The organism is Actinocatenispora rupis, assembly GCF_016861975.1.
In the GTDB taxonomy this organism is placed as follows: Bacteria; Actinomycetota; Actinomycetes; order Mycobacteriales; family Micromonosporaceae; genus Actinocatenispora; species Actinocatenispora rupis.
Window position 1 is genome coordinate 189,545 of sequence record NZ_BOMB01000012.1, and the last position, 25,400, is coordinate 214,944.

Annotated in this window: 16 protein-coding genes; 2 read left to right on the plus strand and 14 right to left on the minus strand. The window is 68.2% G+C overall.

Translation table 11 applies throughout. The annotated features are described in order from the left end of the window. Window positions 1-367: 367 nt before the first annotated feature. Window positions 368-1,867, minus strand: coding sequence for a DUF4246 domain-containing protein (locus Aru02nite_RS11260; protein WP_203657379.1), 1,500 nt, complete (start codon window positions 1,865-1,867; stop codon window positions 368-370). A 124-nt stretch (window positions 1,868-1,991) separates the two neighbouring features. Here Aru02nite_RS11260 and Aru02nite_RS11265 point away from each other — a divergent pair, with 124 nt between their 5' ends. Beyond that, a complete protein-coding gene (locus Aru02nite_RS11265) occupies window positions 1,992-2,522 on the plus strand; it encodes a hypothetical protein (protein WP_203657380.1) in 531 nt (176 codons plus the stop codon). A gap of 140 nt (window positions 2,523-2,662) precedes the next feature. On the opposite strand, the gene Aru02nite_RS11270 is transcribed toward Aru02nite_RS11265, so the two are convergent. Further along, window positions 2,663-4,978 carry an FG-GAP repeat domain-containing protein gene (locus Aru02nite_RS11270; protein ID WP_203657381.1) on the minus strand — a complete coding sequence of 772 codons (2,316 nt, stop codon included), beginning with the start codon at window positions 4,976-4,978 and terminating at the stop codon, window positions 2,663-2,665. Between the two features lie 220 nt (window positions 4,979-5,198). Between Aru02nite_RS11270 and Aru02nite_RS11275 the strand changes: the two genes are divergently transcribed. After that, entirely contained in the window at window positions 5,199-6,707 is a 1,509-nt protein-coding gene (locus Aru02nite_RS11275; RefSeq protein WP_203657382.1) for a hypothetical protein, read from the plus strand. 139 nt (window positions 6,708-6,846) lie between these two features. On the opposite strand, the gene Aru02nite_RS11280 is transcribed toward Aru02nite_RS11275, so the two are convergent. The 12 genes from Aru02nite_RS11280 to Aru02nite_RS11335 all read right to left on the minus strand — a co-directional run bounded on the left by Aru02nite_RS11280 (window position 6,847) and on the right by Aru02nite_RS11335 (window position 25,398). Continuing rightward, window positions 6,847-10,443, minus strand: coding sequence for an AAA domain-containing protein (locus Aru02nite_RS11280; protein ID WP_203657383.1), 3,597 nt, complete (start codon window positions 10,441-10,443; stop codon window positions 6,847-6,849). Then, entirely contained in the window at window positions 10,440-11,045 is a 606-nt protein-coding gene (locus tag Aru02nite_RS11285; RefSeq protein ID WP_203657384.1) for a hypothetical protein, read from the minus strand. Before Aru02nite_RS11285 ends, Aru02nite_RS11280 begins: the two co-directional genes overlap by 4 nt. A 321-nt stretch (window positions 11,046-11,366) precedes the next feature. Beyond that, the gene (locus tag Aru02nite_RS11290; RefSeq protein ID WP_203657385.1) at window positions 11,367-12,425 is read right to left on the minus strand and encodes a hypothetical protein; all 1,059 of its coding nucleotides are present in this window, start codon (window positions 12,423-12,425) and stop codon (window positions 11,367-11,369) included. A gap of 463 nt (window positions 12,426-12,888) precedes the next feature. Beyond that, window positions 12,889-13,647 carry a hypothetical protein gene (locus Aru02nite_RS11295; RefSeq protein WP_203657386.1) on the minus strand — a complete coding sequence of 253 codons (759 nt, stop codon included), beginning with the start codon at window positions 13,645-13,647 and terminating at the stop codon, window positions 12,889-12,891. A gap of 2 nt (window positions 13,648-13,649) precedes the next feature. After that, the gene (locus Aru02nite_RS11300; RefSeq protein WP_203657387.1) at window positions 13,650-14,189 is read right to left on the minus strand and encodes a hypothetical protein; all 540 of its coding nucleotides are present in this window, start codon (window positions 14,187-14,189) and stop codon (window positions 13,650-13,652) included. Window positions 14,190-15,757: 1,568 nt separating this feature from the next. Further along, window positions 15,758-16,987: a S8 family serine peptidase gene (locus Aru02nite_RS11305; protein ID WP_308446259.1), complete on the minus strand. Its 1,230-nt coding sequence runs from the start codon at window positions 16,985-16,987 to the stop codon at window positions 15,758-15,760. 24 nt (window positions 16,988-17,011) lie between these two features. Next, window positions 17,012-18,250, minus strand: coding sequence for a hypothetical protein (locus Aru02nite_RS11310; RefSeq protein ID WP_203657389.1), 1,239 nt, complete (start codon window positions 18,248-18,250; stop codon window positions 17,012-17,014). Further along, entirely contained in the window at window positions 18,243-18,857 is a 615-nt protein-coding gene (locus Aru02nite_RS11315) for a hypothetical protein (protein WP_203657390.1), read from the minus strand. Before Aru02nite_RS11315 ends, Aru02nite_RS11310 begins: the two co-directional genes overlap by 8 nt. A 156-nt stretch (window positions 18,858-19,013) precedes the next feature. Further along, on the minus strand, window positions 19,014-21,572 hold the full coding sequence (locus Aru02nite_RS11320; RefSeq protein ID WP_203657391.1) for a polysaccharide lyase family 8 super-sandwich domain-containing protein: 2,559 nt from the start codon (window positions 21,570-21,572) through the stop codon (window positions 19,014-19,016). A 117-nt stretch (window positions 21,573-21,689) separates the two neighbouring features. Next, window positions 21,690-22,670: a hydroxyacid dehydrogenase gene (locus tag Aru02nite_RS11325; RefSeq protein ID WP_203657392.1), complete on the minus strand. Its 981-nt coding sequence runs from the start codon at window positions 22,668-22,670 to the stop codon at window positions 21,690-21,692. Next, a complete protein-coding gene (locus tag Aru02nite_RS11330; RefSeq protein WP_203657393.1) occupies window positions 22,667-23,302 on the minus strand; it encodes a hypothetical protein in 636 nt (211 codons plus the stop codon). Before Aru02nite_RS11330 ends, Aru02nite_RS11325 begins: the two co-directional genes overlap by 4 nt. Window positions 23,303-23,394: 92 nt before the next feature. Further along, window positions 23,395-25,398 carry a DUF4962 domain-containing protein gene (locus Aru02nite_RS11335; RefSeq protein ID WP_203657394.1) on the minus strand — a complete coding sequence of 668 codons (2,004 nt, stop codon included), beginning with the start codon at window positions 25,396-25,398 and terminating at the stop codon, window positions 23,395-23,397. Between the last annotated feature and the right edge of the window lie 2 nt (window positions 25,399-25,400).

Consider the following 25,400-nt stretch of genomic DNA (forward strand, 5'->3'; position numbering starts at 1 on the left):
GCGGCACGACCCGCGGGTCCGCCCACGGCCGCGACGAGATCCGCAGTCTCAAGGCCGTCACATTCGACGGACTGGACTTCCCGCACGCTTGGCAGGCTGTGAAGATCACCCGATGGCGGCGGGCCAAGGCCACCGGTCGCGCCAGCCGCGAGACCGTCGACGCCGTCAGCAGCCTGGACGCCCCGCCCCGACCGTCGCGCGTATTGCATGCATGCCCGCCACGACGTTTGGACGATCGAGCGCGCCTGCGCGCTCCGCTCGGGCACCGACCTGCCACTACCGTGCGGGTTCGACCCAATGCGGGGCGAGCAAAACGCGACCGCACTGGCGACGGACCGCGCGGGGGCAGTCCGTCGCCGGCTACGGGTCAGTGTTCGCAGAGGGAGAACTCGCGCTCGTAGAGCTGCTCGTTGTGCTCGTCGACGAAGTACTTGCGTTCCTTCATCAGCTGGTCGCGGTACCCCTTGGCCTGTTCCAGGGTCATGGTCGAGGTGTCGGACCAGGGCTGCTGCGGCGGTACGTCGGCGGTCGAGACGATCGACACGGTCGGGTCGACCAGGAAGTACACCAGGATCTTGCGGTACCCGGGCCGCGTCGGGTCGGCGAGGCGGAACGGGTCGACGCGGTGTTGCAGGACGTTCGGGAACGCGAGGCAGCGGCCCGCGGGGGTCTCTGCCGAGCCGAGTACCTGGTTGAGGGAGTCGGTGTCGTCGAGGCCGTAGACCTCGCTGACGCCGGTGTTGTCGTTCTGTTCGTAGTCGGGGTCGTCGACGGCGGTGCGGAAGCCGAGGCGGCTCTCGGTGATGTTGTCGCTGTCCCAGTAGTAGATGGCGGTCGAGACGATCCGCTCGTTGAGCATGCCCTCGACGTGCCAGGAACCGCCGGCGTACTCGGGCTTCTCGGGGGTGAGGTGGATGGTGGCGAGCTTGACGATGACCTGGAGCCGGCGGCCGCGCAGGTCGACGCGGGTGGTGTCGTCGGGCAACGCGGGCGGGACGAAGTCCGGGGCGTCCGGTACGACGGGGCGGCGGTGGTCCCACCACTCGTCCGTGGCCTCCTCGTACGCCTCGATGGCGTCCTCGTCATCGTCGTCGTCGGGCTCGACCGGCTTGTCCGGCGCGTTGTCGTACCAGGTGAAGGGGTCGGCCTCGATCCGCAGCGGGCGCGGCCGGCGCAGGTCGGTGAGCACGCGCTCCAGCAGCGGGAGCATGCGCGCGAACAGCTCCGGCAGGACCGCGTCGAGTTCGCGGTGCCGCACCGGATGCACGTTGTTGACGTACGACAGGAACGTGACGGTGCCGTCCTCGGCGACCTCGACATCCGAGGGCAGCCACTGGAACTCCGTCGAGAACTCGTACTGCGAGCTGCGGTCGGCCGGGGTGAGCCAGGCCCGTTCGGGTGTGTTGCCCGCCTGCCGGACGAGGCAGAACAGCGACGGGTGCACCAGATCCAGCACCTGACCGTCGGACCCGGGATGCCAGTCCCGCTCGGCCTCGGGCACCTCCTCCAGCACCCGGACCGCCGCGCGCAGCCGGGATCTGAGCTCGTCGTCGACGAGCGTGTCCGACTGCCACACCCCGTCGACGGCGGACACCTCGATCCCGGTACGTTCGTCGCGCAGGTCGGCGTAGTGCGCGAGTTCGGCGAGTACGTAACGGATCTGGGCCTCGGTCATGCCCTGGTCGGTCGCCTCGCGCGTCCACCGGGCGACGACGGCCTCGTCGCGCATCTTGACGTACCACTCGGGCTTGGCCCGGATGTGGGCGCTGCACCGGATCATCTGCAGCTCCCGCAGCGTCCGGGGCTTCGCCAAGCGGATGGTGCGCGACACCCGGAACGGCAACGGGAACGCGGACAGCTCAGTCAATTCTCTCGATCCTCCTGGTCGACGCGTGGCGGCCGAAACGATACTTCAGCGGTACGACGCCGTCGGCCTCCCGCCCGGCTTGCCGCATGGCCGCGGTGTCACAGCGTTCTGGCACGATGCCGTCATGGCGGGGGAACCGGAGTGGCAGAGCGCCGAGGCGCGCCAGGCGGAGGACGACGCGCGGCGGCAGGCCGAGCGGTTCGAACAGGCTGCGCGGGAGCCGGAACAGCAACAGGAGTGGCTCCGGCAGAACAACATGGTCTACGGCGGGCTGATCGCGGCCGGCCTCGTCCTCGTCCAGCCGTTCCTTACCGTCAGCCACCTGGACCTGTCCGCGCGGATCTGCGTACTCGCGTTCTCGGTCGCGATCCCGCTGCTGGCGGGCCTGATCCTGCTCAACCGGCAGGAGAGCTTCCGACACCGGGCAACCGACTCCCCCGTGGTACGGGTCGCCAAAGCCGTCGCGCAACTGCTGGCGTTCGCCGGCGTCGTCGCCGGGTTCTGGCACATCACGTGGCTCGCCGGGGTGGGGATGTTCGCCGGCGGCGTCGTCGCCATGATGGTCCATTCGGCCGGCCACTTCCGCCTCGAACTCGCCGCCCGCCTCGTACGACCCGGCGCCAGGCCGCGCTCCCGCAACGACACGACCGAGTAGGTACCGGGAGCGCAGAGGTCGACATCCGGCGTGCGGATGGCGTTGCCTGCACAGCGAACGCTGGTTTGCGGGTCAGGTGGGCCGCCCCCAGGCACGGCGTGGTCAGTAGATGCTGTAGGTGTTCCAGCCGGTGGCGATCTTCACGCGGTGCGGGTACGTGGCGGTGGAGGTGGCGTCGTAGCGCCAGATCGTGCCGGTGGAGTCGCGGGCGACCAGGTCGGGCCGCCCGTCGCCGGACAGGTCCCCGACGGGAACGTGCCGCCGGCCGCGCCGTAGTAGCGCCAGACGATGTTGTTGTGGTCGACGGCGAGCAGGTCGCCGCGTCCGTTGCCGTTGACGTCACCGACCGCGGCCAACCGGGTGTAGGTGTTCCAACCGGTCGCGATCTGCACCCGCGCCTTCAGCGACGTCTTTCCCGTGCCGCCCTTGAACCACACCGTTCCCGAGGTGTCGCGCTCCAGCAGGTCGTCGTACCCGTCACGGTCCACGTCACCCACCGACAGCAGCGCGTTGTAAGCGTTGTACCCGCCACCCAACCGCACCTTCGTACGGCCGCCGAAGCTCGCCTGACCGATGCCGAGATGCGCGTACACCACGCCGTCCCCGGTACGCGCCAGCAGGTCGCCGTACCCGTCGTCGTTGATGTCGCCGAACGGCACCAGCGCCGACACGTCCGTGCTTCTACTGCCGAGCTGCCAGTCCTCGGTGTACCCGTTGCTGGTCAGGGTGCCGGCGGCGTTCCCCTGCCACCAGGCGGCCCGGCCGTAGTCGGCGTCGATGTGGACGGCCAGCAGCGCCGCGGAACCGTCGCAGTCGTAGCTGCGGAACGGTCGTGTCCCGCACTCGACCGTCAGGTAGCCGGACGCGCCGCCGACGGTGGCCGTGCCGCCACCGACGGTCGCGGTGAGCTGCCAGTGGTAGGGCCCGCTCGGCGGCATCGATCCGTCCGGCAGGTGCATGTCCCAGCCGAGGTACACCGGACCACGGCTCGCGCCGCCCGTCGCGGTGTGGACGACCGCACCGGTACTCGCCCGGGTGATCGTGAGCCGCCAGCCGTCGACGGGGCGCGAGACGGTCAGCGTCGCCTCCCACTGTTCGCCCGCCCGGACTTCGATCCACGGGTGCGTCCACTCGACGTACGCGGTCGGCGTCGAGGCCGGTACGCCGGGGTCGAGGACGTGCGTCGCGCCGTCGCCGTCGACGTACGCGAGGTCGCCGCCGAAACGGTCGACGGCCCAGGTCACGCCCCGTTCGGACGCCGGCAGGGTGGCGATCGTCCGCTCGGGCGCGGCCGTACCGGTGTGCACGTCGGTCAGGCGGAGCGTGCCGGCGGCGGTGTCGTGGCGGACCACGTACCCGTCGCCGAGCAGCGCGCGGCCGGCCGGCACGCCGGTCTTCGTACCGGTCGTCAGGTCGTACACGCCGGCGGGGCCGGACACGCCGCAGGACCAGTACAGCCAGTGCTGGGCGACCTGGACATCGGTGGGCCGGCACGTACCAACGGAGATCGTGCGGACGATCTTCCGGGTGATGAGGTCGGTGGCGGTGAGCGTGCCGGCGGTGCCGGTCGTGGGCGCCTGCCAGAGCGTCGCGTCCCACAGCGCGGCGCCCGTGATCGGGCCGCTGGCAACGATCTCGTCCTGGCTCAGGTACGCCACGTACTGTTGGCCCGACGCGCCGGCGACGATGACGAAGTTGCGGTCGGAGTCGACGATCCGGCCGCCGGTCGTGGGCAGCGTGAAGGCGACAGACCCGCCGACCGCCTCGATCCGGGCCTGCCCCGAGCTGTCGGTGGTCAGGTACGGCATGCCCCACACGTGGTCGTCCGCGCCGCGGACGCACTCCTGCCCGTCCTGACACCGGATCATCGTCGCCGACAGCTTCCGCGGGTACGTGCTCGGCTGCTCGGGGTCGCCCGCGTCCGCCGCGAGCGCATGGTTGAACAACCGGAACTGGGTGGTGCCGTCGAGTTGCGGAAACCCCTCGACGTGCCGCAGATACCCGCGGGACAAAGCGATCCCGGCGTTCCGCCCCGGTACCGGCGGCAGGTCCAGCACCGTCGTGTCGGTCAGTTCGTTGTCGGCGCCGTCGACGTAGCGGTGCACGGCGACCGAGGAGCGGTCCGCGCCGCCGACCGCGATCACGCTGCCGTCCGCGGCGACCACCGGCGTGCCCGGCGCGTACCCGAAGACAGTCGTCGGCTCTCCCCCGCCGAACCGGTAGTCGAGCATCTTCTGCGGGTAGCCGTTCGAGTAGGGCAGGCCGGAGAGAAGGTGGCCGCCGACCGGGGCCAGCGCGTACGTCGAGTTCGTCGAGACCGTGGCCGGCGTCAGCGTGTCCGCGGTGCCGTCGAGGATCGCCACCGTCGGCAGCATCCGCACCACGAACGGGTCGGCGTTGGTCGTCCAGGCCAGGTCGGTCGCGGTCAGGTACAGGTTCTTGAGCCCGGTGAGCATTGCGCCCTCTGTACCACGTCCGTGGAGATCACCAGCGGTATCGCGGCCGGCTCAAGCGGTGAGTTGCACCCACTTTCATCGGTGCCAACGCCGGCGTTCTGGATGTGGCGGCGCAACGGGTGCGGAGGCTCTGGACGACGAGGTCACGGGTACGCCGGCGGCGGCGGGGGCGTCTGGTGGTGCCGGTGGGTTCTTGGTGCCTGATCCGAGGTGCCCTCTGGTGTACGAGGTGGTGGGGCACGAGTCAGATCCGTTCGCCGCCGCGGGGGCGAGGAAAGTGACCATGCGACATCTGGATACGACGCCAAGCTTGCATCGTGCGGACGCCGATACCATAACCAGTCATACAGTGACAGTCTTGATTCACAGAGTATACAGCTGGTATCTCGTCTATATGACGCAAGAGGGCGCTAACCGTGTGGCGGCTGTGCTCGACGATCTGGGTAGGGCGGCAGCCGTTCACGTCAACTCCACCGATGAGCTGGCTCGGCAGATACTTCGGGCCACTACCAAGAACGATGAGGATCGAGCCAGGAAGGACTGGCCGCAGTTACGACGCAAGACCGACCTCCACGGTGTGACGCCGTGGCTGAGCGGCCCGGTGCGGATCGCTCCTTGGCAGGCACTCCATCAGCTAGCCCACGTGACGGCTCTCGATGAGCATGGCGGCGGCCGTGGGTTGGCCGCACACTGGACCTGTTTGAAGTACTGCCAGGCATTGCACCCCGCCGCAAGCCTGGAACTGTCCGACGAGGGTGACACGGTTCCCAAGCGCCACTACAAGACCGCCCAGTCCGACGAACTCACCCGAGCTTTCGCCTGTCATCTCGGCGAACAGCTGATGCGCCAGCGGTACCCCGACCATGCGGTCAACATCGTCGACGCGGACCTGGTTCTGCGAGCTGGATGGATCAGGGCAGCCAGTACCCGCCCGTTCGGGCTCAAGGGTTGCCTCAAGTACTTCGTGGAGGCCTGGCGACCGGGTGAGCCATCAAAGGTCCTGCTGGTCATTGCGCACGGCACACACGGCAAAGGGACGGTGAATGGGCAGTTGGCGCGCGCCACAGCGCACGCGGACTTCGTCCAGCTCGGCCCGTATGGGGAGTTGCCCACCCTGCTGGTGTCAACCGAGCTGTCGCGGGCGAAGGGAGTCATCATTCACGCTCTCGCGACACCTGGCGAAGCCGAGATAGGGGCGCTACCTGCACATGCACTTCAGGACCGGAACTTCTTTCCTGACATGCACATACCAGGTGTCGACAAGCCTGAACCTGGCTTCCAGCTTCCCGCCGAGGACTTCGAGTGGTTTGCCTCCGTGCTTGCACACACCGAGGCAGCTGGACTGATGGCGTTCGCCGGGTCGGTCGACGAAGTCAACAACTACCTAACGAAACAACAGAGAAAGAGCCGACCCGATCGGTTGGTCATGCCGGGCATCAGCTCGGTATGCGACACCGAACACCGACTCCACGGGCACCACTTCGTCGGTACAGATCACGTGTTCCGACTGCACGGTGTGCGCTTGGAAGTCTTCTCGGGCCTACGCGAAGACCTGCATCGGTTGCTGGTCAACGGGCCCGGCGAGCGGGCCGAGCATCTGCGTGCCTACCGTGAGGCGGCCTACCAGTCGGCGCTCCACCGACCGACCGCCGTCTGGGATCTGCAATGGGGCGGCCCTGCCCATATCGCCGCCAACGGAGCCGTACTCGCCATTCGTAGGCTGCGCTAGAACCCGTCCACCCGCCACATGACCGTTCTCCTCCGCACTGTCATGATCTCGGACGGGCTTCCCGCTCGGGCAGCGTCGTCCGCAACTACCCCACATACTCTCTGGGCGGGCGGCGGCCACACGGGCGGATGTCCTGGCGTCACTGGCCACGATCAGGAGCGGTTGACGTGGGCCGGACCGCGCAGATGACCCCGTCGGGATCGCTCAGTGCCCGCCAGGCGGGAACGCGGATGACCCGGGAACCGCTCCTGGCTGCTGCGCTCAGTGTCGAGAGCTGCTGGCGGAGGTGGTGACCGTCCCCGGTCCCGGGGCTGGCAATGACGAGCCCGACCTTTTCGCTTCCCAATGAGAGAAGGAAGTCGCAGCTCTGCCCAGCGAGCTGCCCGTTGCGCTCCGCGGTGAGACCGGCGCGGAGGATTGCTGTGCCGATCGCGTCGGTCGCCGGCGAGTGGTGATACTCGCCGGCAAGATGGTCGGCGTTGGCGGCCAGGTCCGCCAGCATGTTCGGCCCGGACTGCCACCAGTCGCGGTCGCCGACCACGACCAGCAGTGCCTTGGCGCGGGTGATGGCGACGTTCCAGAGGGTCTGCTCGGTGAGTAGCCAGCGACGGCTGGACGAAGTGATCCGTGCCGAGCCCACGGGCGACAGGACGATGATGTCGCGCTCCGAGCCTTGCAGGCGGTGGACCGTACCGGCTCTTTCCGGTAGCTCGCGTTCTTTCAACAGGGTGTTGATGCGGTCGGTCTGGGCGCGGAATGGTGTGACGATGCCGATGCTGGCTTGCGGGTGCCGGGCCCGCAGCTCGGCCACCTGTGTTGCGACCGCCTGCGCTTCGCCCTCGTTGACCGCGGAGCGACCTTGGGGTTGCGTCACTTCGCCCTGCTGATCGATCCACTGCACGGCGGGTTCGCCCTTGACTGCGAGCGTTCGGAGGTCGGTGAGGACCGTGAGTTTGCCGTCGTACAGTCGGCGGTTGGGGACGGCGGCGATGTCGGGATGGCAACGGTAGTGCTCATTGAGTAGAAACGGTGTCTCGACGGCTGCCGCGGCGGCGTACGCGGTGCCATCGGTGTAGCTGAGATGCCGCTCGTCCATCCAGGCGTCACCGAGCCCGGCGCGTGCGCGGTAGGCCTTCTCCTCTTTCGCCGGAAGCTGCACGACGGGTTGCAGTTGTTGCGGGTCACCGATGATCAGGGCTCTCTTCGCGCGGTACAGCAGCGGAAGGATGTGCGCGATGCCGCACTGTGCCGCCTCGTCGATGACGACCAGGTCGAACAGACCGGCGTCTGGCTTGATGGCGGATGCCGAATAGGTCGACGTTGCCCACCCGGGGAGAGCCTTCAGAAGAGGGGCGAACCGGGACCAGGACTTCTTGTTCTGCAAGGCTTCACGACGCTGCTCCAGCAGCATGCGGCCGTCAACGATCCGACGGCGGACCTGTTCACCCACGAGAGAGCGGCTCGCGACCGGGCGGTGCTGGTCTGCCATGACGGACAGCTGGCGCCACGGCTCGTACTCGGGCCGCAGCCGGGCTTCGGCCGCCACGCGCTCCCGCCAGTGCAGCTCTGTCGCCGCGCGGGCGGCGAGGTCGAGCATTTCCTCGACTGTCCCGATCCCGAGCCGGCGGAAGCTACGACGATGCAACCACCCGCGGATCCGGTACCGCGCGGCCGCGTCAGCCCTGCGCAGCAGCCGGCCAAGCTCGATGTCGGCGGTGGGTAGCTCGAAGCCCGCGGCAACGGGCGGCTGCTCGTTACGTTGGGCGGCGAGGTCAGCCAGATCCGCCTCGATCTCCTCCCGCTCCGCGAGTTCGGTACGAGCTCGGTGGATCTCGCCGGCGATCGCGCGAAGTTGCCCGTACGCGGTGGCCACCTGATCTCCCGCCGGTGCGGGATGCCGGCTGTACCGGGAGATCAGGTCGGTGAGGGTCCGCGGTTCCTCCTCACGTTTCTGCTTGTTGCCCGTACGCATCACCAGGCCGGGGGCAATGGTGTTGGCTCGGCTGACGACGTCGTCGACCGGCTGGTTGTTCGTCGAGGCAAGAACGACGCTCTCACCCACAGCCGTTGCGGTGGCTATGACGGCACCGACCAGCTGACTCTTCCCCGTCCCCGGCGGCCCCTGGGCCACGGTGAGCCGCCGAGTCATGGCCGCCCGAACGACCTGCTCCTGTGCCTCGTTGAGCCGATCCGGCGCCACGATCGTGACGTCCCGCTGGTCTTCCTGCACGGGGCCGGCGAGGCCGACCAGAGCAGTACCGGCGAACGCGGCGGTGTTGGGCCTGAGCTGTTTGGTGAAGTCCTGGATCAGACCGTTGAGCGTGGTCTGGGCGAGGTCCGGACGGTAGAACATGCCCACGTTGCGAACGTGTCGCGTCGACGGCCCGGCCCGAAGCACGTCCTCGAGGCGGTGCGGGTCGACCGGAGCAGAAGCGTCGATGCCCAGGACCGTGAGGATCCCCGACGTCACGTCACGGAGGCTGCGGTGATCGCCATGGGTGAGGTGGCTCTCGATCAGGCTGGTCAGCTGCTCCTGCTCAGGCTCGTCGAGCTCGGCCTCGGCCATCAACACTGGATTGACCTGCGGCGGCCAGGTCGCCGTCAGGTCACCGGACGCGTCAGGTGTTACCTCCACCAGCAGCAGGGGGGTGAGGTGCGGGCGCCGGTACTTCCCCGATCCTCGAGACTCGACGATCGTCGGGTACCCGTACAGGAGCGGCTCATCCTTCGCCGCCAACGCGTGCACGTCCACTGACACCCGCCCGCTCGTACCGGCGAACACGAGTTCCGGTCCGGCCGGCGCCAGCCGGTACCTGCTGGTCTCCGCCGCGGGAACGAACGAACCGAGCCGCGCTTCGCCCTGCATGCAGGCCAGGTAGTAGGTCATCAGGCGTTGCCAGCGACCGGTATCGAGTGGTGCCGTCACCGGATCCTGCGCACCGACGGGCCCGGACCCGGCGGCTGGCCGGGAAGTGGATGCTGGCGGCTGTGCCTCCGTCTGGTTGGCGCTCAGAGCGACCTGGATCGGCCCCGTGACGCCCTCACTGAACTCGTTCGGGGTCTGTCCCTTGCCCGCACGGGGAACCTCGCGTTGCACGTAGTCGGAGAGGTCGCGGGCGGTGACCCAGCCGTTCTCGTCATGGCCCACCTTGTCGCCGCGCAGCGCCTCCACCACAGCTCCGGTGAACACCGACGGCTGGCCTGGCGTCGCGTGCTCGCGAGCGGTCTGGTAGCGGCCGCTGGCCGTGATGATGAACGTACCGCGGGCCTGTCGAAGCTTTCCGATCGACGCCCGCGCCGGTCCTCGCACTCGGTACGTGTCGCCGACGGCACCAGAGAAGCAGCAGTCCAGCAGGACCAGCCGCTGCCCTGCCCTCGTCTCGTGCAGACACGTCCACAGCTCGCTACCGGTGTTCAACCCACCTGTCTGGGGGTACGCAACCTCGGCGTCGCACCCGGCAAGGAAGAACATCTTCTCGTCCGCGCTGGTCAGGCCGTGGCCGGAGAAGTACAGCAGCAGGGTGTCGCTGGACCGGGCACCAGAGTAGAAGTCACCGATCCGACGGATCATCCCCTGCCTCGGGACGTCCTTGAGCACGTCGATGTCGTCGAACTGCCCGCGCTCGGACAGCACCTCGTACATCAGCCGCAGATCGTGCCCGACGGCAGGAAGATCGGTCAGGCCCGAATCAGGCCCGTAATGCTGGTTGCCGATCAGCAATGCCCGCCGGGTCACTGCTCGGCGTCCTCGGCCGCGTCCGGCTCCACCGCATGGAGAAATGCGGTCACCGCCGCCGAGATGTCGCGCGCCGCGGCACCGTCGACCGTCATCTCGCGATCCCCGACGCGCATCCGAATCCGGTTGCCGTCGCGTCGACGCAGAAACGACTGAAGCCCGTCGACCAGGGCGCGAAGACCTCCACCGCGAAGGGTTGTGGTCACCAGCAACGCCCCAGCCACCAGCTCGCCCAGCGCAGCCTTGCTGTGCGCGGACGAGGCGGATCGAACGAACTCGACGTCTTCAACATCGTGCGCAAGGAGCAGCTCACGCAGGTCATGCGTCAGTCTGAACAACGTGTCGGCGTCCTCAGGATCGTCCGCCACCAGCTTCAGCTCTATCTGCGTCAAGACCACTCCCGCCACGAACCGGTAGTTGCGATTCGCGATGTTAGTGTCCGTTACGACATCCATGTCTGTCTGATTTCTGACAGTAGCGCCTTGGTATCGTTCGAACGATCCGTCATCGCCGCCGAATAGCGCCTCGCCACAGGCGGAAGCCGCAAGATCACCGATAGGCAACGCAGGCGACATGTCGCGCGCCACCCACTGGAGCGGCATTGGAAGGCACCGCGGCTTCGAACCGATCACGTTTCCCGGCGTGAACGTGGACGCAACGCCCGCCGGTCGAGGGAGAATGCGTCGATAGCGTCCGACAGGACATTGCTGGATTGCGGTATACGTGGGCGATCCGAGCTTGCGGCGCGTCGGCCGGGTGCCGAAGCTGAGACCACGGACGACCCGAGTACCGCTGCCAGCCGCAGACACAGACCACCACAGACCGACAACGCCCAGCCGAGCGCGCCATCCACCTACGAGAACGTCATCCGAACGCCCGGGATCAAACGCCCAGTCCGGAGGATTTCTTACAAATTCACCGGGTTACCGATAGTAGAATCCGCTCGGCCTCTCCAGGTCGTCTCTTGTGTGCATCTTCGCACCGGTGAGCGAACTGGGCGCTCGAAGGCCAATATGATTGGGGCCCACTTTCGCGACCCGTGCGGCAACTCGGTTGAGAATTCGATTGAGCTGGTCAGTCTCCTCCTTCATTGAATCAATGAGCTTCGTGATTCCTGAACGCATCGAACTGATTACGTCAGGCACGACGGCGCCGCCGATGCTCGCCCCCATAACCCCAGAGGCTAGTCCCAGCCCGGCACTGGATGTGGCGAAGGCGAACGCGGCGACCTCTCCCGCGGCAATCTCTGGCGTTGCTATACCGAGCGAGGCCACTTCTCCAACGACTGCCGCAATGGCGCCGATGACGGTCAACGCAACAAGCCCCGCTTGATTGCGGTCTCCCTGACCAACCGCAGCCAACGCCGCGACGGTTTTCTTACCAATTTTGGAAATGTCATCGAAGGATCTTGACAGGAGCCTCTGCCGTGCCGTCAAACTTATCGCGAGCGTTACAGAAAGGTCGTACTGCATCTGGGTCACCGAGGGAAGCTCCTCCATGTACCCAGCAAATGCGTCTGCCGCGTCACCATTCCAGCCATCAGACAGGTGAGCAATGGCCAGGTCGCGTTGATTGATCGTCTTCTCATTCCAGTTGAATTTCTCGGAGATCGGATAGTCCGGTGCACCCCCATCACGATCTACTTTCAGGCTGGGGCTTAGCACATATGCAGCCTTCCAGAGATCATCGATCGCATCTTGGAAGTCCGCGGGGTTTGGCCCCGCGAACGAGGCGAACAGTCCAGGAATGTCGGCAAGTTGCGAGTTCACGTAGCTCGCAAACCCATCAGCCGACCGTGCTACATTTCCATGTGTTGCCGCGGATGCATCCAATATACTGACACCCGACAAGTGAGCCAAGCGCAGATCATCGGGATAAAGCCCTTCCTCGCAGGCTCGCCAGATGGACATCTGGACCTTAAATGCCGTGTTGCAGATTTTGACGCCGATCTCATTGAGCTGAGATTCGCTCAGGTAAGACATCCATCCTCTCCTAACTTGGCAGTAGTACGCCCGGAACCTTATCCGTCATGTCCTTGTCGCCGCTAGCGAGGCCATACGTCTTGTTGTCGGAGTAGAACTTTCCCATGGACTTCTTCGCACTGGCATCGGCGTCTGCATAGACACTTGCGACATGGACGATTATTCGCCCAGCCTCTTCAAGTGATGAAGCAGTCCGTGCAAGCGCGTCCTGAAGAGCATCGCGCAACTCAGACCAAGCTCGATATGTTTCACCGGTCGGCGCAGCGAGCCCATCAGGAACACGCCCGCTGAACATGCTCGAGTCACTCACGGCCGTATAAGCGACTTGCCTGTTCGCTGTTGCATAGGCATACGCTAGGTTTGGCAGTTGAATCTTCCCGACCGACATGAGGTGCCCGAGACTTACCCCGAACTCCCAGCCACTATCGATCACAATTGCGTCCTTTCGCGTATAGGGAGTGCACTAGTCGATCTTCTGATTTATGTAGACCTCAGTGCGCGACCGGTCCACGTTTGCCGGAACCCAAGTTCCCGTCTTTTGTTTCCTTAGTGGATCCCCGATTTTCATGTAATGACCTGAGACGATTCGATTAGCATGGTCCCGCATTACAACAGCCGCGGACGGGTTACTCAGGACATTAGTTGATGATCCCGTGTCGATGTTGAAGCTCAGCCACGCCCCACCATCGCCGCCACGGGCACCGAGGCGAACGTCCACGCCCTTTGCTCGAGCCCAATGCGGATGCTGCCGATCAAATTCATCCAGGGACTGCCAATGTTCGCCACCGACTGTGACAGTAATTGATTTGACCCCGCCCGGAAAACTGGGGTTCCTATCAGATGTCATGGTTCCGACCACGGCAAGCTTCTGCCCAGGCAGAATCGTTGGAAGATCCCGCGTATCTGCCAGGTCGTAGAAGCTGCCATCGCGCATCTTCTTCCCTGCGCCGTCCACTGCTTGAGTGGTGACCTCATTGTTCGTCGCGACACCCGGACACGGGTTCTCGATGATGGCGGCATATTCGATGTCGCGATGCCGATCTACAGAAAAACCCTGATCGATAGCGCGCAAATGACAGGAGGAGGGCGTGGGCGATGGTCGCGCGGCCGAGCTGTGCGCGGGTACAAACGTTGGGCCGCCACTGTTCGCGCCACAGGATGCCATCCCGAGAGCGAGGACAGCAACGGCGGTGACTGAGATCGTTCTGACGAATCGCGACATGCTCAGCGCTCCTCCTCATCGGCCAGGCGTACCGCAAACGGGAGCCCGAGCCCGTACATTTCGTCTTTGAGCGCCAAGACCTTGAGCCGGTGGCGGTAGAGCAGTTGGTGCAGAGCCGCATCGAACGAGCGCAGGAACGTCGACTCGGGTGTACGCGAAACCGTGTCGTCAGCAAGCTCTACCGTCCACTCGTGGAGTGCTCGGCTGGTGAGCTGGACCAAGCCGTCCGGCGACGCTCCCTTCGCCACGACTTCCGCCAGGCGGTCGTGATACGCGCGGTGCTCCGGTGCCGGCGCATCGTCGCGGGGTGGGTTGCCGAACTCGGCGTCAACGAGCTCCTGAAAATCCTGCTCATACCGAGCCCACACGAGACGCATTACGTGAACGAGTTGCCGCGCAAGCGCAGCATCGTTGTAGTGGTGGTATGTGTACGGCTCGAACACGATCTCCGTGTGGCTGCGGTCACGCATTCGCGCTGTAATCTGCTTGTCAGGCGATGTCGCTTCGACTTCCAGGTTATCCAAGCGCTCATCAAAGTCCATGGGGGCCCAATCCGGCATACGGCAAGAACAGGCGACAGTCTGCCAGGCCACTGCAACAGATGGACGCGCGTAGTGCCGCGATGATGGATGCCATCCGACCTTGTGCGGTTCGTTGACCGAGCAGGCCAGGTTCGCTTGCGATCGGTCGACGGAGTGCAGCAACGCGTCGCGAGCGAGAGTGCTGGGGCCCGTGCACTCGCTGTCCAGCTTGGGTGCAGGACGGTCGGCACCGCAACCGGGTCGTATGGCCTCATATCTGCTAACTGGTCCGCTTTACAGCCCTTCCGGCCAACCCCCCTCGCACGGCGCGACTGTCGCACTCCGCATCATGACCTTCGTGCCGCGTGGTACGGCGAAGCGCCCGCCCGCGCACCGCCAGTCCGGGTCATCGACGTGCGGCGCGGAGTATGTGCCAGACGGGGCTCAGATCGGTCGTGCGCTGGCATGCTGCGCTACCGAACGGCCTTCTCGATCCCCCGGCGCTCGTACAGCGCGTGGCTCGGCCGGCGAGATGGCCTGATCCAGTTCGACCTGTCGGCGACGGTGCAGGTTCGGGGTGCTTGGCGCCATGCGCCTGACGTCGCGGCCAGTCTGGGCCGAGCATTCCGCCAGCGCTCTGCTCGTCGTGCTCGTGGTCGCCAGGGGGCGGCGTCTTGAACATCTCGGAGCCGCTGGTCGTGCGGAGCTGTTGCCTGTCTATCGTCGACACAAGCGGCGGAGGAGCGACGACCAATTTCGGCGGCGCGGTCCGACCAGAACGTAAGCCCGGCGGAGATCGAAACGGTTGGTAAGACTGGCGGCCTGGGCGTTGGGCGGCGTGCCGATTCGGCGGAGTACACGTCGCATTCACGGCGTGTACGCGCGACAGCCAGCGCAGGACCGATGGCGGTCGGCCGATGCGCACCGAATCGGGGTGGACCGGTTCCGGCAGTTCCACCAGCATGTGGTGTTTGCGCAGACGAGCGAGGCGATCCTGCGGCTGTGGCGGCCGGTTCGGCACCGAGCCTTGGGAGGCGACCGGCACGCGGTGCTGGGACCGGGCGGCCCGCCATCGTGGGCTTTGACCCGGCCGCTACCGACGCGGTACAACTCGCCGAACGGCATCTCGACTGAGGCTCCAAATTCTCGATCAAGCGGTCGCGGCAGTCGCTCCACGTGAATCCACTGGATGGGTACTGGCTGGGCCAGTTCGAACGGCTCTGGCACCACGGCGCGCCACTGTCCAAGAAGGGCGGGCGACTCTCCTGGCGTACGTCCCGGTCCAGATCGCTGTTTGCTGTCGACAAGTACGTGTCCCGCATGCCCGCGGTGCCACCTCGCCCCCACACTCCGTCCTTCGACAGAAGGCTGCTGTGCCCGTTCTGGGTTCCGCTGCGGCCGCTGTGCCGACCGCGCTGACAGTCACTGTCCTTGTCGTCCACAGTGGATGGACGGGCGTGGGTCGGCTATCGAGCGGTGGACGCGCGTGCGGCACAGGTATCGCGATGGCTGTGGCGCGACCAGGGCATGGTGATGGCTGATTGACGGGCCGTGCGCTGGGTGGTGGTTGCGACGCGTGGCATGGCACATCAGTAGGAACGGCGTTTCTCTGCGCGGGGCGGGGCCGGCCCGTCTGCCGCAACTCCGACGGCGGCGCGGCGATTGTTGCGTAGTACCAGGAGGATCATCGCAGCGATCACCAGTACTACGACGACAGCCGCGACGGCGAGGATCAGCGGGAGGCTCAGGCCGCTGCTCGTACCGGCGGCGGCGTGTTGGGCTGGTGTGGCGTCGTGCTGCGGGGCGCCCGAGCTGGCCAACGGGTCGGGTACGACGCCGCCGAGCGGGTTCTTGTCGACGGTCGGCACGTCCGCGGTCAACGCGCCGACGGGGTTGACGATCCCGAACCCGTATTGCTGGTCCCAGCCCTTCGGTCCACGGTCCGTCGCGGTCCTGACGATCCGGTTGATCACGTTGGCCGCGTCCATGCTCGGGTACTTGGCGCGCACCAGCGCCGCCACACCGCTCACGATCGCCGCGGCGGCGCTGGTGCCCGTTCCTTCCGAGTACCCGGATTTGTAGACAGAGGTGGGACTGGGCCCGATGATCTTGACCGCCGGTGCGGACAGCGCGGCGTACTTCCCTTGTGCGGAGCCGGACCAGAAGGTTCCGGACCGGTCGACGCCGGTGACGTTCAGGACGCCCTTCAAACGTCCGGGTGCGGCGATGGAGTCGATGCCGGCATCGGTGTTGCCGGCGGCGCCGACGACCACGACGTTATGGACCTCGGCGTAGTGGACCGCGGAGACCTCCGCCGGCGTGGACTCGTTGCCGCCCTGGGACACGTTGATGACGTCGGCACCGTGGTCGACGGCCCATCGAATCGCCTGGGCCGTCGCGTCCGGATCGTTGTCCGAGGTTGTCGAGGTCCGTACGGGCAGGATCTTCACGCCGGGAGCCACCCCGGTCTCGTGCCGGTCGTCACCTCCGCGCCCCGCGATGATGCCGGCCATGCCCGTACCGTGCCCGTCGGTGTCCTCCGTCGCGGGCCTGCCCTGCGCGTTCCCGAACGACGCGCCGGTCAGAACACTGCCGGCGAGATCCGGGTGGCTGGCATCGACGCCGCTGTCCACGACGGCGACCGTGACGCCGGATCCGTTGCTGATGCGTTGTGCCTGCGGGATGTTCAGGTAGTCCAGGTACCACTGGCCTTCCCGCACCGTCTGCGCGTTGGCCACGCCCGGGGCGAGCACCGCAGCGAGAACGCCGCCGGCAAGGCTCACCGCCAGACCTCGTACCCGACCCCTGATTCTCGTCACGCCGACTCCGTTTCGTGCGGCACGCTATTCGATTACCGATGGCGGTCCGAGCGGTGTCGACCAGACGTCCCGGTCCTCGTGGAGCCAGGTCTGGCGCTCGTCACCGTCCTTCCCGCCGCGGTTGGCACCGCTTCCGGGGATGCCACCGTAGGTCTCGCCCGACCCGCTGGCCCCGGCCCGGCCGCGCGCACCGCCGATCCCGCCGGATCCCTCCGAACTCCGCGGCGCGACGCCACCGGCTCCGTAGCCCGGAACGGCACCGTACCCGGTACTTCCGCTCCCGATGCCTCCGTACCCGGCGGATCCATAGCCGGCGCCACCACCTGCTCCCCCACCACCGATATCCGCCCCTAGACCGGCAACTGGCGGGGCTCCGACATCGCCCACGGAGCCACTGCCAGCCAGCCCCGTACCGTGTGGCGCACTCCACGACGATGCGTGCGCCGCCGGCTCATGGGACGCAGCGTCGCTACCGTCCTGGCGCCCGAATGCGGTCCCGCTTCCCCCACCGGCGCCCGAGGACGAGCCCGGGCCGAAGCCAGAGCCTCCCGCCCCGATGGTGCTGCCGGAGGTGCCCCCGCCGTTCGCCCCCGCCCCATCCTGGCGGTACTCCTGGCTCTGCCAGAGATCCGGGTTACCACCGTGCGCGGGGATGGCTGCGTGTTGTTCGCCGTACGCGGCGAGGAGGGTGGAGAACACTGCGCGGGCGCGACGGGTGCCCTCGTCGTACCACCGTTGGGCCTTCTCGGCGCGCTTCTTGGGAGTGGTGAAGCTGAAGACGGTGTTCGAGCCTTTGTCAAGGGCGTGGTAGAGGAATCCGCCGTCGGTGTAGCGGTCCCGGTGGCTTCGGAAGAAGTTGTACTGGACCTGGTTGCCGCGCCGCGCGTCGCTCGCGTGGATGGTGTGCATGCCGAGGTCGTCCGGATCGGCCATGTCGGGCAAGGGGATCTGGGAAATCGCGAGGGTCAGCGCGTCCGCGGTATCACCGGACACATCAATCAGCTTCGACATGTGGTCGTAGAAGTCGTCGATCGCGGCGACGAGGGTCGTGTAGTGCTGGCGGTAGGCGTCGGCACCGGACCCGGACCAGTCCCGCTCGGTGAGTTTGGCGCGTAGGTCCCGCAGGGTGCGCGACCCGGCGTCGAGGATCTGGAAGTAGTGGTTCCAGGCCATCTGCAGCTCATGGATGCGGTCGGGTCGCCCGGCCATGGTGACCGCACTGATGATCCCTTCCCACGTGTACGAGTCGGCGCTGTCACTCATTGCTGCCACCGTTTCCGTACCCGTCGCCGTTCGATCCGACCGCGCCGGTACTCGTGTCACCGGACGCTGACGCGCCCGTGCCGGCCGACGATGGACTGCTGTCGTCGCCGGCGTATCCACCGGTCGACCGATCGTCTGCTGAGCTGCTCGTCAGGACGTTCTCGATCTGCCGGGCGATGAGGTCGTTACGGGCCTCGGTGCTGGTGTACCGCTTGGCGATGGTGCGGGTTCCCTCGGCCAGATCAGCGATCGCGCCGTGCAGCTGTTCACTGAACGAGCCCGCCGACGCGGCCGCCTGACCGTACCGGCGCCACAATTCGTCCGCGTCAGCGAACCGACCGGACGGGTTCGTCCAGTCAGCCATGGCGCCGCCGTAGCCGCGAGCGCCGTCGACGGCCGTCGGATGCGTCAACGACCGGATCTTGTTCGCCGCCGCCTTCAGATCCTTGTCGAAGTACTCGGCCAGGTTCTCCAGCTCGGCCGCCACATCGCCCAGGTGCCTTGCGTCAGCGCGCAACGATCGACCATCAGACGCGTGCGTCAGGTCCTTCCCCGTGCTGCCTGCCGCATCGATCGGATGCACCGAACCACCACCCGGTACCGTCACCGCGCCACCCCGTTCCGCCAACCGCCAGTTACACCGCGGAGACTATCGATACGCCACAATCCCGGTACGGCGTGTGCAGATGGGCGCGAGAACGGTGACGTGCGTCAGGCGTACCAGAGGAGTGGCACGCGCAACGGCATTCCGCCGCAGGGGACGTCAGTGGAGGGTGGCGGTTTGGGGGTGGCCGTAGGTGTGGCGGGTGGTGGCGGTGATGCGGGTGCCGCCGGGTACGCGGTGGGCGGTGACGCCGTCGTCGGCGTTCGTGAGGGTGAGGGCGCGGCCGCGTACGACGACGGAAACGGTGTCGCGCAGCGTGGTCGGGTCGGAGAGGGCGACGGTGAGGGTGCCGTCGCGGGCGGTACGGGCGAGGAGGCAGGCGGGTCCGTCGAGGTCGAAGCGTTCGGCGTGGTGGGTGCCGGGGGTGAAGGTGTTGGCGGCGACGAGCCCGAGTCCGTCGTGCCGGATGGCCTGGAGCGCGGTCGTGTTGGTGAGGACGGTGAGCGGCCCGCCGCGGTAGCGCGCGAGTGCCTGCTCGGTGGCGTTGGGCACGATGGCGTACGCGAAGCTGGCGAGGTCGGCGCCGGCGGGCTGCGCGACGGTGAGGCCGAAGACCTGCTTGGTGGCGGTGGTGTCGGGGTTGGACGTGCGCACCACGCGGCGGGAGCGGGAGACGGTGTCGAGCGAGGCGGTCGCCCGCTGCCGGGTGAGGAACGCGTACCCGACGGCGGTGTGGTCGGTGCCGTTGGCGTACCGGAGCCAGGCGGGTTCGGTGGTGCCGGGGCCGGTGACGGGGCTGCCGTCCCAGGTGCGGCCGGTGAGGGTGACGGCGTCGGTGGGGGCGGCGATGCGGGTGTCGAGGGTGGTGGTGACGGCGCGGCCGGCGGGGTCGCCGACGCCGGCGGCGAGTACCACGATCTCGTCGTCGAGCAGGAACCAGGACTTGACGCCGCGGGCGTTGCGGTAGGCGACGAAGTCGTCGGGGAGCTGCCCGGCCTGCTTCGCCGCGTACGCCGCGTCGTCGGAGAGTACGAGCGCGGCGGAGCCGTACGGGCCGAGGGTGCAGCTGCCGGAGTGCGCGTCGGTGCCGAGCGGGAAGTACACGTAGGTGTTCTGCGACTCGGAGGAGGAGGTGAAGCCGGCGGCGGGGTTGTCGTACCAGGCAGTGCCGTACAGGTCGGGGATGGTCTTGCGGGTCTCGACGGGTGCGGTGACGCCGGCGAGCCGGTACGGGGAGACGGTGGTGAAGTAGTCGACGCCGTACGCGGTGCTCTGGTCCTGGCCGGCGAGGTAGAGGTAGTGCGCGCCGTCGCCCTGGAACCAGGGCATCAGGTTCTCGCCGCTCATGTACTCGTACTTGCTGATGCGGGTGGAGCTGCGGGCGAGCGTGAACGCGTAGCCGGGGCGGCGGTGGACGGTGCGGTCCATCGCGGCGAACGCGACGCTGACGGCGGCCGGGTTGAGGTCGGCGGCGGGGATCGAGCCGTCGGCGAGGATGTCGGCGTACGTGGCGATCGTGGTGGGCGAGACGAACGACGTGGGGTCGAGCGCCGCGCGCGACGTGCCCCGCAGGTACTTGACGTAGCCGGCGAGGGCGGTGGCGTCGGTGCCGGTCGACTGGCCGGCGAGGGTGACGACGCCCTCGACGACGGCGGCCACGTCGGCGTACCCGGTGGTGGTGCGGGAGGCGGCGCGACCCTTGACGGCCTCCATCATCCAGCCCTCGAAGATGAGCGGCGCGAACCCGTGCCGCACCCATCCGCGTACGACGGCGGTGAGGTCGTCGCCGGTCAGGTAGCCGGTGCCGGCGAGCATGGTGCTGGTCTGCAACGCGGCGGTCAGCAGCGTCTTGCCGTACGAGCCGGTGTAGGCGACGGACGCGTGCTGGATGAACGAGCCGTCGGCGTAGTACCCGTCGGTGACGCCGTGCTGGAGGTTGTACGGGTCGACCGTGGCGTACACGGTGAGCTGGTCGGCGACGGCCTTGCTGATGCGCGCGTCGTCGCCGAGTACGGCGCCCTGGAGTACCCGGTTGGTGGTGATGTTGGCGAGGTTGGCGCCGGTGTGGAAGCGGGAGTCGAGCTCGACGTCGCCGTTCTTGCCGTTGCGCAGGTAGCCGTCCATGGCCGCCACGTACGTCGCGGTGAGGTCGGGTTTGTCGGCGGCGATCCGGTCGGCGAGCAGCGCGAGCGTGTTGCTCACGTGCGTGGAGATGCCGATCTCCCAGTTGAACCAGTTGCCGTAGTAGCCCTTGGACTGGTCGCCGTAGTAGGTGTCGTAGAGCCAGACCAGCTTGTCGATGACGGTGCGCTGCACGTCGGCGTTCTCGTGCAGGTCGGAGGTGCTGCCGGGCACCCGGGTCGCCAGCGCGATCTGGTACAGGTACTGGAAGCTCGTGGTGAGGTTGGCGTCGTTGCTGCCCAGCGGTACGCCGGGGAACAGCTCGCCGGCGCCGGCCTTGTCGAGCGCGGCGAGCCGGGTACGCGCGGTCTGGTCGATCGCGGCCAGCTTGGCGGCGACCTCGCTGCGCGCGTTCGAGGTGGTGGTGCCGGCGAACAGCGCGACGGTGTTGGCCAGCACGGTGGCCCGGTCGTCCGCGGCGGCGGCCGCGGCGTGGCCGGTGGGCGCCGCGTACGCGCGCTCGCGCAGCGGACCGACCAGGGCCAGCAGGCCGGCGGCCGGGATGATCGACAGGACGCCACGACGGGAGACTGCCACCGCCCACTCCCCACACTCGACGAGGAAAACGTTTACCGGATTCAAGCAGTCATCCCGGCAACGAGCAACACCCAGTTTCCGGACCGCCGCCGCAGGTCGGCGCCGTCCACGGGACCGTCAGGCCGTGTACGTGCGCGCGGCGGGAAGTACCTCGTGGCGCAGGGGCGCGCCGTGGAGGTAGCGGTCGAGTTCGTCGAGTACGAGATCGAGCTGGCGGCCGGACTCGACGGGGTTGAACGCGCCGGCGTGGTGCGGGGTGAGCAGCACGTTCGCCAGCGTCCAGTACGGGGAGTCGGGCGGGAGCGGTTCGGGGTCGGTGACGTCGAGTACGGCGTCGAGCCGGCCGGTGCGCAGTTCGGCCAGCAGCGCGTCGTGGTCGACGAGCGCGCCGCGGGCGGTGTTGACGAGGGTGGCGCCGTCGGGCAGCAGCGCGAGGCGGCGGGCGTCGAGCAGGTGCCGGGTCGCGGGCGTGGACGGCGCGTGCAGGGACACGACGTCGCTGGTGGCGAGCAGTTCGTCGAGGTCGACGCGGGCGACGCCCAGCTCGGCCGCGTCCGCGTCGGACAGGTACGGGTCGGCGACCCGTACGGTGAGGTCGAACGGCGCGAGCAGCCGTACGACGCGGCGGCCGACGCGGGAGGCGCCGACGAGACCGACGCGCTTGCCGAGGTTGCCGGCGTCGGGCACGGCGTCCCGCGCGTCCAGGCTCTGCCGCACCCGGTACTCCCGGGCGGCGCGCAGGACGCGCTTGTTGGCGAACAGGATCGCGGCGAGCGTGAACTCGGCGACCGGTACGGCACCGGCGTCGGCGGCGGTGACGACGCGCACGCCGCGGTCGAAGTACGTGTCGGGGACGATCTGGCGGACGGTGCCGGCGGTGTGGAAGACACCGCGCAGGTCGGGCAGGTCGGCCGGCAGCGGCGGGCAGCGCCAGCCGGTGACGAGGATTTCGACGCCGCGCAGGGTGTCGGCGTCGGGTGCGGTGAGGACACCGGGGCGCAGGTCGAGCAGGTCGCCGAGGCGGGCCAGGCGTTCCGGTGTCACGAGCCAGTCGTACGTGCGGCGGTTCATCGCGAGCGCGCCGGTGGGCCGCCTCATCGCGTACTCCCCTGTCGGGTGCGTGCGCGGGGTGCCGTGTCGGCGTCGAGGCGGTCGGCCAGGTACAGGCCGTAGAGCAGGGGGATGCTGGCGCCGAACAGGATCGGGCCGAGCGGCAGGACCACGGTCAGGATCGGCGCGGCGGCGGCGGTGGCGAGCAGCCCCAGGCCGCGCGAGGGCGCGCCGAACGCGAACGCCAGCGCGGCCCGGCGCCAGCGCGCGGGCGTACCGTCGGGGTCGCGTGCGGCGCAGACCGCGACGGCCAGGTGGTAGAGCACGAACAGGGCGAGGATGCCGACCTGCCCGAAGAACAGGGCGAAGGCGGCGAGTCCGGTGCGGCCGGACAGGAAGTACAGGTTGGCGGCGAGCAGGACGGCGGCGGCGAGTCCGGTCGCGCTGTGTGGCAGCAGGGTGCGGCGGTATCGGGCGAAGGCGCGGAGTACGGCGCGGAACAGGCGGGTTTCGCCGTCGGTGCGCCAGTCCTGGAGGCCGCGGGCGGTGGCGGCGAGCGCGGGCAGCCACGTCACGATCCCCACCGCCAGCAGGGCGCCGGCCGCGCCGGCGGTCGCCGGGTACGCGACGAACTCCAGGCCGCGCAGCAGCCGCCCGGACCACCGCCGTCCGCCCGCCATCGTCCCTCCCGTCCGTACGGTCCCGTTGTGCCGCAACGGAACCGCGCGCCCACCGGCCGCTGCCGGCACGCTGCGCGCGAGCGCCGGGCGGGTCACCGGGACCTGCCGTCGCCGAGCGCACCGGTCACCGGCCCGCTGTCGTGCACGCTACCGCCAGCGTGAGAGACGTGGCCGATCGTGGTGACCACGCCGTCGGCGCCGGTCAGGAGCGCGGCGGCGTCGGCGTCGATCCCGTCGTACGTGATGTGCCGGTCTGCGCCGCCGAGCAGAACGGTCTCGTCGCCGAGGTCGATGCCGTACCCGGTGGTGCAGTCGAGGCGGCGGGCGGCCTGCGGTACGGGGCGCAGCGCGTGGGTGGGTTCGAGGACGGTGAGGAAGACCGAGTCGGCCTGGCGCGGCGTGCTGACCCGCAGCGTGCGCAGGGTGTGGGTGATGGCGAGGTCGGGCGTGCTGGACGTCGGGTTGGCCTCGACGGAGGTCACGACGTGCGCGGCGACGCTGCCGTCCGGCGGGTACTGCCGCACCCACGCCTGCCCGTTCCCCGACCGGATCCGGTACGTACCAACGGAAAGCTCCTCGGCGCCCCAGTCGGTGTGCAGCAGGAACGTCCACTCCCGGGCGGTGTCGGCGGACAGCTCGTCGAGCAGCACGAGCCGGCCGAGCGGGGTGAACACGAACGTCCGGTCGAGCCGCCGCACGCCGAGCGCCGGATCGTACATCGCCGCCGACGAGGCCGTGCCGTACGCCCAGCCGTTGCCGGTGTACGCGTCCCGCATCCGCGGCTGCCGCTCGTACGGGATCCCTTGGTACACATGGTATCTGTCCTCGTCGGCCCAGCCGTGGCCGTCGACGAGCACGGTGTTGTGGTGGCCGGCGCGCTTGCGGTTGCTGTAGCCGTCCTCGACGACGAGGTGCGCGCCGTGCGACAGGTACACGAAGGAGCCGGCGTCGGGGTGGTGGTGGCCGGCGCTGAGGGTCTCGCCGGGCAGCGAGTGCGAGGTGTCCCAGGCGGTGTGGCCGCCGCCGGGCGCAGCCTTGATGCTGACCGCCGTGGCCTCGTCGTCCCAGCCGGTGCGCGCCGCGACCAGGCCCAGATCCGGGAAGTACGCGGCGGTTGCGGTCGGCGGTTCGGGTTCGACGGTCGGGTCGTACGCCAGCAGCTCCGCGTACGCCTCGGCGAGCAGCCCCGGCTTGACGCCCGCCGCGTACGCCTCGCGCCAGTACCAGCGGCGTTCGACCTCGTCGGCGAGCCAGCGGGCGCGGCCGTCCCGGTAGCGGGCGGCGATGGTGTGGTAGAGCGCGAGGCTGTGGCCGCTGCGCCGGTCGTGGCAGTCGCCGTGGTCGACGATCAGCTCGAAGCCGGGCGCGCTCTGGTGCAGCCGGAAGTCGAACGTGTTGGCGAGGAACCGGCAGCGCTGCCACCAGTCGACCTTCTCGGTGCGCCACAACAGATCCAGGTACGTGGCGAGCCAGGGCACGCCGTAGCGCCAGTAGACGACGCCCTCGGAGTCGGAGCCGTCGGCGGGCAGCAGGTCGACGACGCGGGCGAAGTTGTCCTTCGCCCGCTCCGTCCACTTCGGACGGTCCAGCGCGTACCCGACGGTGGCCAGGCCGGCGTAGCAGATCCAGTTGTGGTTCTGCCTGTACGACGAGGACCACCAGCGGCCCTCGGTCTCCACCGCGTACTCGTACAGCCGCTCACCCTGCAGGATCAGCTTGTCCCGCAACGCATCCGCGCGGTCGGCGGGCAGCTCGTCGCGCAGCCAGTCGTACGCCACCGACAGGCCGTGCAGCAGCCAGCCGGCGTCCAGGTCGTGGTCGGGCAGGTGCGCTTTTCCCCAGTGCGGGAAGGAGATCGCCGTCGAGATCCACCGCCACGCCTCGTCGAGGTACCCCGGCTGCCCGCTCAGCGTGTACGCCAGCGCCAGGTTCGCCGCAGCCGGGCCGAAGTACGTGATGCTGGCGCGCGGGTGCTCGGCCGGCGGCGTCATGGTCCGGTAGACGTCGCACTGGTCGGCGAGGCGACGCCAGCGCGCCGCGTGCGTCCCGGTGACAGCCGCGCGCAGCTCGGCCAACCGCCCGTCCAGCAACAGCATCC